10 protein-coding genes are annotated in these 9,262 nt (G+C 50.8%); 8 read left to right on the top strand and 2 right to left on the bottom strand.

Going from position 1 to position 9,262, the window contains the following annotated elements:
- Positions 1 to 146: 146 nt before the first annotated feature.
- A complete protein-coding gene (locus FJM74_RS21830) occupies positions 147 to 1,604 on the bottom strand; it encodes a tyrosine-type recombinase/integrase (protein ID WP_241739296.1) in 1,458 nt (485 codons plus the stop codon).
- Between the two features lie 105 nt (positions 1,605 to 1,709).
- On the opposite strand from FJM74_RS21830, the gene FJM74_RS21835 reads away from it, so the two are divergent.
- The 7 genes from FJM74_RS21835 to ygiD all read left to right on the top strand — a co-directional run bounded on the left by FJM74_RS21835 (position 1,710) and on the right by ygiD (position 6,822).
- On the top strand, positions 1,710 to 2,096 hold the full coding sequence (locus tag FJM74_RS21835) for a hypothetical protein (protein WP_187264776.1): 387 nt from the start codon (positions 1,710 to 1,712) through the stop codon (positions 2,094 to 2,096).
- A gap of 581 nt (positions 2,097 to 2,677) precedes the next feature.
- Positions 2,678 to 3,331, top strand: a complete 654-nt coding sequence (locus FJM74_RS21840; protein WP_187264777.1) for an NADPH-dependent FMN reductase — start codon at positions 2,678 to 2,680, stop codon at positions 3,329 to 3,331.
- Between the two features lie 88 nt (positions 3,332 to 3,419).
- On the top strand, positions 3,420 to 3,998 hold the full coding sequence (locus FJM74_RS21845) for a Crp/Fnr family transcriptional regulator (RefSeq protein WP_187264785.1): 579 nt from the start codon (positions 3,420 to 3,422) through the stop codon (positions 3,996 to 3,998).
- A 114-nt stretch (positions 3,999 to 4,112) separates the two neighbouring features.
- Positions 4,113 to 4,790, top strand: coding sequence for an NADPH-dependent F420 reductase (locus FJM74_RS21850; protein WP_187264778.1), 678 nt, complete (start codon positions 4,113 to 4,115; stop codon positions 4,788 to 4,790).
- 36 nt (positions 4,791 to 4,826) lie between these two features.
- Complete coding sequence (locus FJM74_RS21855; protein ID WP_187264779.1) at positions 4,827 to 5,399, top strand: YceI family protein; 573 nt, start codon at positions 4,827 to 4,829, stop codon at positions 5,397 to 5,399.
- Positions 5,400 to 5,418: 19 nt separating this feature from the next.
- On the top strand, positions 5,419 to 5,868 hold the full coding sequence (locus tag FJM74_RS21860) for a DoxX family protein (RefSeq protein WP_187264780.1): 450 nt from the start codon (positions 5,419 to 5,421) through the stop codon (positions 5,866 to 5,868).
- Positions 5,869 to 5,988: 120 nt separating this feature from the next.
- Positions 5,989 to 6,822, top strand: a complete 834-nt coding sequence (gene ygiD, locus FJM74_RS21865) for a 4,5-DOPA-extradiol-dioxygenase (protein WP_187264781.1) — start codon at positions 5,989 to 5,991, stop codon at positions 6,820 to 6,822.
- Between the two features lie 46 nt (positions 6,823 to 6,868).
- Here the strand turns inward: ygiD and FJM74_RS21870 are convergent, their stop codons facing one another.
- Positions 6,869 to 7,732, bottom strand: coding sequence for an SDR family oxidoreductase (locus FJM74_RS21870; RefSeq protein WP_187264782.1), 864 nt, complete (start codon positions 7,730 to 7,732; stop codon positions 6,869 to 6,871).
- Positions 7,733 to 8,390: 658 nt separating this feature from the next.
- Between FJM74_RS21870 and FJM74_RS21875 the strand changes: the two genes are divergently transcribed.
- Positions 8,391 to 9,098, top strand: a complete 708-nt coding sequence (locus FJM74_RS21875; RefSeq protein WP_187264783.1) for a pseudouridine synthase — start codon at positions 8,391 to 8,393, stop codon at positions 9,096 to 9,098.
- Positions 9,099 to 9,262: the final 164 nt, after the last annotated feature.

Below are 9,262 nucleotides of genomic sequence, written 5' to 3' on the forward strand. Positions count from 1 at the left end.
AACTACCGGATATACGACAACATACGCTTATCTGCACTATGTACGTAATTGCAAAGCCCTATTTTAGCGCCCTTTTGCTGCCTGGATCTGGTATTGGTGAGTGATGTATGCATGTGTTTATATCGTTAAGCTAATATAAGTGATTGCTAGAGATTATCCAACGGGCTGACAATTTTATCCAAGGCATGGGTGGTAATATGGGTATAGATCTCAGTGGTCTTGCTGCTTCGATGGCCTAGCAGCACCTGAATGTAGCGCAGATCCGTTCCCTGCTCCAGTAGATGGGTGGCAAAGGAGTGGCGCAGCGTATGGGGCGTAGCGGGCGCTTTCACGCCAGCCTTTTCTTTACAAGCCCGAAAAACATTACGGATGCTTTCCACGGTGTACTGCCCGCCTGTCTGCCCCTCAAAGAGCCATACCTTGGGTTTATAGACTTTGTAGTAGGCTCGCAAACTTTCCAGCAGCTTTTGCGATAGCAAGGTGGTGCGGTCTTTCTTGCCTTTTCCGCCACGTATGAGCAGCAGGTTGCGCTCCGACTGTACATCCGTAAGCTTCAGGTTAATCACTTCGCCAATCCTTAAGCCACCGGCATACAAGAGTTGAAGCATGCAGCGGTGTTTTAAGTTCTCGGTCACAGACAGGATTTTGAGCACATCCTGCTTGCTCAGCACCTGGGGCAGGCGCTCGGGCTTCTCGGGCCGCTCTACCTGGTTTAACTGCACTTCATGCCGCAGCAGCACGCGCTGGAAATAGAACTTCACGGCATTGATGGATTGATTGATGAAGGATACAGAATACGTACCCGCCTGCACCATGCTTCTATGGTAGTGGTTGATCTGTTCTTCTGAGAAAGCATTAAGCACGTCCAGTCCCTTGTCCTTGTGCGCATTCAAGAAGCGAAGCAGCAGGCTGTGGTAGGTGCGAATGGTACTAAGCGAGTAGTTGAGCAGAAACAGCTTTTCCAGGTAGGCAAGGGGGCAGGGGATATAGCCCTGGCCTTTCTGGTAGCTTTGTTCCCAAAGCCTGGCCTGCAGGGCCATGTCCTTGACTTGCATCGTTTGCGCCAGCCACAACTGGGCTACAGACTCCAGTTCTGAAAGCAGCAAGTGCATAGACTGGCTCTCAGCATTGATCACAAAGCACTGCATGTCTGAAAGCCAGCGGGCCACCTGACTTTGCTTCAGGCAGGAGTAGATCTCCTTGTTGTATTGGTAGCTTAGTTGTACATAAGCTTTGCCCTGGTGCTCCAGGGGCTGCAGGCGTACCACAGGCCGTACAGGCACCTTTTCCAGTGGTTCGGTTAATGCAGCACTTTCCTGCTGCAAAATGACCGTTCCTAGGGCTGGGCGCAGGCGCTTGGGTTTATATAAGTAACGGGTATCTACTTTGGCCAGTCCCTGGAAGTGCTGGTGCATCATCTCAATAGCTTGATTACTGTGGTGCATCACAAAGCACTTGTAGGTCTTGCTGTACTTAATCCAGGCAGCTTCTTTTAAGCGCTTTGAGATAAAGGAGTTCGGCTTGTGCCAGATGCGGATAAAGGCTTTGCCCGCGTGTTCCAGCGGATTTAAGAACAAAACAGGTAGTTGATGCAGATAAGCCATGGCAAATAAGAAAGTTCTACTTGTAAAAGTAAAACCTTCTAAAGCCGTAGCCGCGTTTATACGCAAGTATACACGTATATAAGCGCTTATAAACGCAGCTAAGGTATGAGCCACTCCAGAACATGCATCCAGTGCGGAACAGCCCTCGTGGGCAGAAGCGATAAGCGCTACTGTTCTGATCCCTGCCGCCACCTGGCCAACAACGTGATCAAGCAGCAAAACCAGCACGAGCGCAGGATTCTCCAGATCAATGCCACGCTCAGAAAGAACCGCAGCATCTTAAAGCAGCTTAGCCCGCAGGGCAAGACCACCATCCCCCGCCAGTACCTGGAGCTGGCAGGCTTCGACTTCCGCTACCTGACCCAGATCTACCGCACCCAGAAAGGAAACACCTACCACCTGTGCTATGATTTTGGTTACCTGCTCTTGCCGGAAGAGAAGGTGCTGATCGTCAACTGGCAGCCCTACATGGATGGGCCTAGCAAGGGGTAGCTGTTTTGAAAATACATTCTTGCTTTTCTACTGAATAAAGGCTTCTAAAATAGAGAGATCCCTGTGGATAAGGTTCGATAATTCACTCCTTCGGTCTACCAGGAGGGAAGAGTCAGTTTCACAACTGCTTTTCCCTCTTTCTTTTTGCCCCATTTCCCGGGAAATCTCCATAGCCAAGGCTTTTTTTTCAGCGCCGCTTGAGGCCAATACCAGCAGCCTTAATCCGCGACTCTTGCTTGCTTGTCGGGTATCGGGGCAATTATTCAAATCAAAATGCCCCTCCAGAGCAAATCCTTTCTGCTGCTAAAGGCCCTACAATTAACCACGTTGTGCCTTCAAGTTAGTCAGAGAAGAAGAGATTGGCAGGCCACCCGAATTATTCTAATGAAAATGCCCCTCCGGAGATCATTCTCACTCTGCTACTACTTTCCTCTGCTACTACTTTAATCAACAAGCTTCTCCCAAAGCCACTTTTGTTTCTATACTTGGCTGCGCAGCGGCATTATACGTATCGCTTATCAAGGGAAAACATCAAACAGCTATCCCTTCTTTGCAGGTTCAAATTTTAAAACGGTTATCTGATGGAAGCACAACAAAAAGATCGGCGGACAAGCTTTCTGGTATTTTCGGCCTCGCTCAGGAGCGGCTCGCTCAACACCAGGCTGGCACAACTGGCAGTGAAAGTCTTGGAGAACCAGGGCGGCACCGTGGACTTCGCTAACATGGCGGACTTTGACTGCCCTACTTTTAACCAGGATCTGGAAGTAGACGGGTACCACCCGGAAGGGGCGCAGGAGTTTCGGAAGCGCCTGTTGGCAAACGATGCCCTGATCCTTGCTTCGCCCGAGTACAACGGTTCCATGCCTGGCAACCTGAAGAATATCATCGACTGGACATCCCGCTTCCGACCGCAGCCTTTCCATCAGCACCATGCCCTGCTGATGTCCGCTTCTACCTCTATGGCCGGTGGAAACCGGGGGCTCTGGGCCTTGCGTGTTCCCTTTGAGCACCTCGGCACCCGCGTGTACCCGGATATGTTTTCGCTAGCCGTTGCACCCGAAGCCTTTCAGGAAGATGGCAGCCTGAAAGACAAAACCCTTGCCAAAAGGTTCGAAGACAATCTGGTGGCGTTCATGAACCTGGTGGAAGCTTCCAAACACTATCCGTGCATTAAAAAGGCCTGGGTTGAGTTTCTGGGAGAGAAGCCTGCAAAGGAAACAGAGCGCGTGGAATAAAATGGTAACTTGAGCCTGCATTCCGGTGCAGAAGCAGCATCCGGAACAGCTCAGCCCCTCCCTAAAACCAACCATAATTTGAGTTGTGATGTACTATTTATTTTTTCAGCACCTGAACAGCAAAGTCCAACTTACAGAAGAGGAACAGGCGCAGATCAAAACCTACCTTACTTTTAAGAAGCTCCGCAAGAAGCAATACCTCCTGCAGGAAGGCGATGTATGCAAAGTTATCGCCTTCGTGGAGAAGGGTGCTCTGCGCGCCTTCTCCGTAGATGACAACAGCAACGAGCACATCATTCAGTTCGGCCTGGAAGGGTGGACTATCTCGGATCTGTATAGCTTCCTGACGGGAGAGCCCGCCACCTACAACATCGAGGCGCTGGAAGACTCCGAACTGGTGATCATCAGCAAATCGGCGCACGAGGAACTGCTGCAGACGATGCCTAAATATGAAACCTTTACGCGGCTTAATATCACGGGCGCCTACCTGGCCATGCAGCGCCGCCTCACCTCTACCAACAGTTCCTCCGTAGAGGAGCGCTACCAGGATTTCATCTCCCTCTACCCGCACATCGCTCAACGTGTACCCCAGCACATGATCGCCTCCTACCTGGGCCTCACCCCCGAGACCCTGAGCCGCATCAGAAAACGCATCTCCTCCAAATAACACGCAGGCTATTTTTCAAAAAGCATTGATTTGGATCAAGGTTCTTTCTTGACCGGGCTCAATGCATCGAGGCCTTAAAGGGTCGTACCTTTGTATTGTTAATAATTTACCGATGTGAAGACAACACAAACCATAGCGATCATAGGAGCCTCCGGCAACATGGGTGCTGCCATCTCCAGAAGTCTGGCGAAGGGCAACTACAGGTTGCTGCTTTGCGCCAATAACCTGGACAAGGTGCAGGCGGTTGCGGAAGAGATCAGAAACAGCAACCCGGGTGCGGAAGTGGAGGCGGCGGACTGCACCAGAGAGGCATCCTGGGAAGCGGACATCATCATTGCGGCCGTTCCCTATGCGGCAGAGCAGGAAGTGGCCGCGAAGATCCGGGAAGTAGCCAACCAAAAGGTCGTCATCAGCATCGCCAATCCGCTGAACAACACCTACGATGGTTTGGTAACCGCACCGGAGACCAGCGCGGCAGAGGAGCTGCAAAAGCTGCTACCTAATTCCAAAATAGTGAAGGCCTTTAATACGACATTTGCTGCCGACTTCACCACACCGGTGATCGATGGCAGGCAAGCGGACGCGTTCATCGCCGGCAACGATGAGGAGGCCCTGCAGACTGTTTCTGAACTGGTTGCAACTGCCGGTTTCAATCCGGTTATAGCCGGCAACCTGGCAGTAAGCGGAACGCTGGAGCGTATGCAGTTGCTGCTCATTCAACTCAATAATAAGTATAACTACAACTGGCTGGCGGGCTGGAAAATCCTGCACCAATCAGCCAATCTTAATTAAAATAATTATTTACCCACTATTTAAATGACACATTTTATGAAAAGGTTCTCTTTAATTTTATTCGCATTCCTGTCGCTGACGGCTTTTACAACACTGAACTCTGTTTGGACAAACGATGATGCGCACTCGCAGCTCGGCTTTACCGTGACCCACCTGGGCATTGCCGATGTGTCGGGCCACTTCGGTGACTTCGATGTAAAAATCACCTCTACTAAACCCGATTTTAGTGACGCTGTGGTAGAACTCACTGCCAAAACGGCCTCTATCAATACGCGGGTGCCGGACAGAGACAATCACCTGAAGAGCGAGGACTTCTTCCATGTAGAAAAATACCCGACCATGGACTTTAAAAGCACTTCCATTAAGAAAACTGGAAAAGACAGCTACAAGCTGACCGGTAACCTGACACTGGCCGGCGTGACCAAGCCCGTAACCATGGACATGAAATATAATGGAACGGTAGAGAATGCCATGAACAAAAAGCAGACGGCTGGTTTCCAGGTAACTGGTACGATCAAGCGTTCTGACTTTAACTTAGGCAGCGGTTTCCCAGCCCCTATGATCAGCGACGAAGTGCGCATCAAGGCGGACGGTGAGTTTATTCAGTAATCACTAAAAAGAATCCGTTATGAAAAAGCTCTTAAACGTGTACCAGAGCGCCAACAGCATTGATGTGGCGTTGCTGATAACCCGGGTAGGTATAGCAATACTGATGCTGGCCCATGGGTTGCCAAAGCTGGAAATGCTTCTATCAAATGACCCGGTTCAGTTTCCGGCCCTTTTCGGCCTGAGCGCCGCAGGTGCACTGGCGCTGACTGTATTTGCCGAGGTGCTTTGTTCGCTGCTGATTCTGGCCGGATTGGGGACGAGGCTGGCAACCATCCCCCTGATCATCACCATGCTGGTGGCCGTGTTTCTGGTACATAGCGCCGACCCGTTTGCAAAGCAGGAACTGGGACTCCTGTACCTGATGCCTTATACCGTGTTACTACTGACAGGCAGCGGCAGGTACTCCCTGGATTATCTGCTCCAGCAAAAGGTGCTCAAACCAGCTTATGCCAGAACGCTTTCGATATAGCATGTAAAAATCAAACAGGCGCTTCCGGGATGTATTTTTCTCGGAAGCGCTTTTAAAATAAATCAAGCTGTCATGCAACGGAAACAGTTTATTAAGACACTTTTAACAGGAGTAGCAGGTATGACCACATTGTCCGCTTTCAATAGATTTACAGATAACCTGGGCGAGCAGGAGCAGCTGATGCCGGTCCTCTTTATGGGCCACGGCTCCCCCATGAACGGTATCCTGGATAACGAATTTAGCCAGAAATGGGCGCAGCTGGCCAAAGAGATTCCTACGCCTAAGGCAGTGCTGGTAATATCGGCCCATTGGCTGAGCAAAGGCACCCGCATCACGGCCATGGATTTCCCGAAGACCATTCACGATTTCGGCGGCTTTCCGCAGGAGCTGTTTGATGTGCAGTACCAGGCACCGGGCAACCCGGAACTGGCCAGGGAAACCGCTTCCATCATCAAATCAACCGCTGTGGAAATGGACCACGACTGGGGCCTCGACCACGGCGCCTGGACCGTTATCCGGCACATGTACCCCGAGGCCAATATACCGGTGCTGCAGCTCAGCATCGACTACACCAAAGGACCGCAATATCATTACGATCTGTCAAGAGAATTGGCAGCCCTTCGTAAAAAAGGCGTACTCATTATAGGCAGCGGCAACATGGTGCACAACCTGCGCATGGTGGCCTGGGATAAACTAAACGAACCAGAGTACGGCTTTGACTGGGCGGTGCAGATGAACACCACCTTCAAAGACCTGATCCGGAACGGCAGCCATGACAAGCTGATTCAATATGAAAAACTGGGCCGGGAAGCCATGCTGGCCATCCCTACACCCGAGCATTACTGGCCTTTGCTCTATACCCTGGGGCTGAAAGGCAGCAAGGAGGACGTTTCTTTCTTTAACGACAAAGTGGTAGGCGGCTCCCTGACCATGACCTCGGTGATGATCGGGTAAAGCCTTAAAGCACACGTGCAATTAGGGCGCCGCTCGCTAAGCCAGGCTATTCAGTTGATGGAGCTTCGTTTAATGCCTCTGCCACCGCATCTGACATAGGTGTGGTAGATCGCCCGATCAGTTGGGAGAGCTGGCGGCTATCATCGAACAAATCACCTTTCGATACGGAAACATCCCAGTTGGCGATGGCACGCGCCATTTCTTCAGGTATGCCGAAGCCGGCAAGCGCGGCCGCATAATCCGCCTCTGGCAAGTTTTTGTACGGAATATCCCGGCCCGTCTTTCGGGAGATTTCTGCAGCCAGTTCGCTGAGGGTGAAGGCTTCGTCTCCGGCCAGTTCGTATACCTTGCCTTCATGTCCATCGCTGCTCAGAACGGCAACTGCCGCCTCGGCAAAATCGGCACGCGTGGCCGCAGAGATCCTGCCCTCTCCTGCGCTGCCAAAAAAAGCGCCACCAGCCAGGGCACCCGGAATGGAGGCCGTATAGTTTTCGGTGTACCAGCCGTTGCGCAGGATGGTATGTGGAATACCGGACTCCTTCAGGGCCTGTTCTGTTGCAAGATGTTCTGGTGCCAGACTGACAGAAGTCTTGTCGGCGTGCAGCACGCTTGTATACACGATACGCTTTACGCCATTTTGCCTGGCTGCCTCAATTACATGCTGGTGCTGCGTGGCACGCTTTCCTACTTTACTTCCTGAAATTAGCAGCAGGGTATCGATACCTTTCAGGGCTTGCCGGAGTGTCTCGGGCTTGTCATAATCCGCTTCGCGGGCTTCTATGCCCAGATTAGAGGCCTTTTGGGGCGAGCGTACGAGCGCCACCAGGTCATGGGCAGTTTCTTTTTCTTTCATCTTCGCTACAACGAGCCGCCCGAGGTGCCCGGTAGCGCCGGTTATTCCTATTTTCATTCTATTTGTTGTTTAGTTTGACAATTAACTTGTACGCTGAATCCATAAAATCAGGGAAAGTCCTTGCAATAAATAGCGCTTAACTGCCTGTATGCTACCATAAGACAAAAAGAAGCTTCCCTATGGCTTTCGCTTCTGAGAAAAGAGCCTGCAGAAGCTACTGGGCAGTTGCTGCTGCCAAAGCTCGGATACGATGCTAACTCAGACAGAATAACCACTAGCCACTGCTCCTGGCTTTCGCCCACAAGTTCTCTTCTGGGTGACAGCGTATAAGCGTATCCAATATAGTACCTTCCCTCTTATTTGCTTTCCTATCTGGCTCAGGGAGGAATTATTCTAATGAAAAAGGGCCTCCAGAGGCTTTTTCAGACACAGGACGCAGGACATAAGACATTAGACTTTTTTTGTCTGAATTTTTCTATAGAGCCCCTACCCCAAGGTTTTGCAGGATTTCAGGATTCTCAGGATGTTCGCAGCCTAGGAGGTGCCGCAGACTTCCTTAATTTCTAATTTTTATCCGGCGTAGCACTAAATACGACTTGATATAATTGATGTTTTTTCCTGTGTCTTAGTACTTTTGTCCTGTTCTTCTAGGCTTTAAAATCTGAATTCAGGGAGGGTACTGCGCTGCCTGTATATCTTCTCCACCTTGCTATAAATGAAACCACTGACTTCGTCCCTTAAATATTTTGTCGTTCAGAAAGCCCGGTTGTCGAATAAAGAGGCGGTGCACGCTATTTTATCGGGGAAGGTGCTTGTGAACGGCCAAAAAAGCACCCTGCACCAGGCGCTGCAACCAGAAGATCTGGTTCAACTGGATGAACAGGTAATTAAACTGCCGGAAGCGTATCTCTACCTGGCTTATCACAAGCCTCGTGGTGTAGAATCTACACTCAATCCCGACATAGAAAACAACCTGTTGCAGGCACTCCGCCTAACCCAAAGCGTATTTCCGGTGGGCAGGCTCGACAAATATTCGGAGGGACTGATGCTGCTCACCAACAACGGCAACATCTACAACCAAATTATCCATGCGGAAAACCACCAGGAAAAAGAATATACCGTAACGGTAGATAAACCCCTGACGCAACAGGCATTAGCCCTTCTGGAGTCCGGAATTGTTATTTTGGGAGAAAAAACGCGTCCTGCCATTGTAAAGCAGCTAGACACAAACACCTTCACGATCATCCTGACACAGGGACTAAACCGCCAGATCAGGAGGATGTGCTATAAACTTGGCTATCAGGTTGTAAGGCTGGTCCGTACGCGCATCGTCTCACTTGAGCTGGGAAACCTCCCACCCGGAGCATGGCGACAGCTGAGCGACACAGAAATTAAAGACATGCTTTGCCAGGTAGCCGGATAAACGCCGGCTATCCCCGCCCCGCCCGGAACCGCTTCCCCATCTACCTGCGTGCCTGCTGCCAGCCGTTATAGCCAGCAACTTACCTTGCCGGACCCTTACATGGTATCACCCTTATAAAAACGACACACATAGCACGACATTTTAATGCTTGTCTAAAGGGTGAA

Origin of the sequence: Pontibacter beigongshangensis, assembly GCF_014332515.1 — a bacterium.
Lineage (GTDB): Bacteria > Bacteroidota > Bacteroidia > Cytophagales > Hymenobacteraceae > Pontibacter > Pontibacter beigongshangensis.

What these genes read in the sequence shown, in the direction of transcription:
- FJM74_RS21830 (WP_241739296.1), bottom strand. Translation starts at nt 1,604, where the DNA reads ATGGCTTATCTGCATCAACTACCTGTTTTGTTCTTAAATCCGCTGGAA.
- FJM74_RS21835 (WP_187264776.1), top strand. Translation starts at nt 1,710, where the DNA reads ATGAGCCACTCCAGAACATGCATCCAGTGCGGAACAGCCCTCGTGGGC.
- FJM74_RS21840 (WP_187264777.1), top strand. Translation starts at nt 2,678, where the DNA reads ATGGAAGCACAACAAAAAGATCGGCGGACAAGCTTTCTGGTATTTTCG.
- FJM74_RS21845 (WP_187264785.1), top strand. Translation starts at nt 3,420, where the DNA reads ATGTACTATTTATTTTTTCAGCACCTGAACAGCAAAGTCCAACTTACA.
- FJM74_RS21855 (WP_187264779.1), top strand. Translation starts at nt 4,827, where the DNA reads ATGAAAAGGTTCTCTTTAATTTTATTCGCATTCCTGTCGCTGACGGCT.
- FJM74_RS21860 (WP_187264780.1), top strand. Translation starts at nt 5,419, where the DNA reads ATGAAAAAGCTCTTAAACGTGTACCAGAGCGCCAACAGCATTGATGTG.
- ygiD (WP_187264781.1), top strand. Translation starts at nt 5,989, where the DNA reads ATGACCACATTGTCCGCTTTCAATAGATTTACAGATAACCTGGGCGAG.
- FJM74_RS21870 (WP_187264782.1), bottom strand. Translation starts at nt 7,732, where the DNA reads ATGAAAATAGGAATAACCGGCGCTACCGGGCACCTCGGGCGGCTCGTT.
- FJM74_RS21875 (WP_187264783.1), top strand. Translation starts at nt 8,391, where the DNA reads ATGAAACCACTGACTTCGTCCCTTAAATATTTTGTCGTTCAGAAAGCC.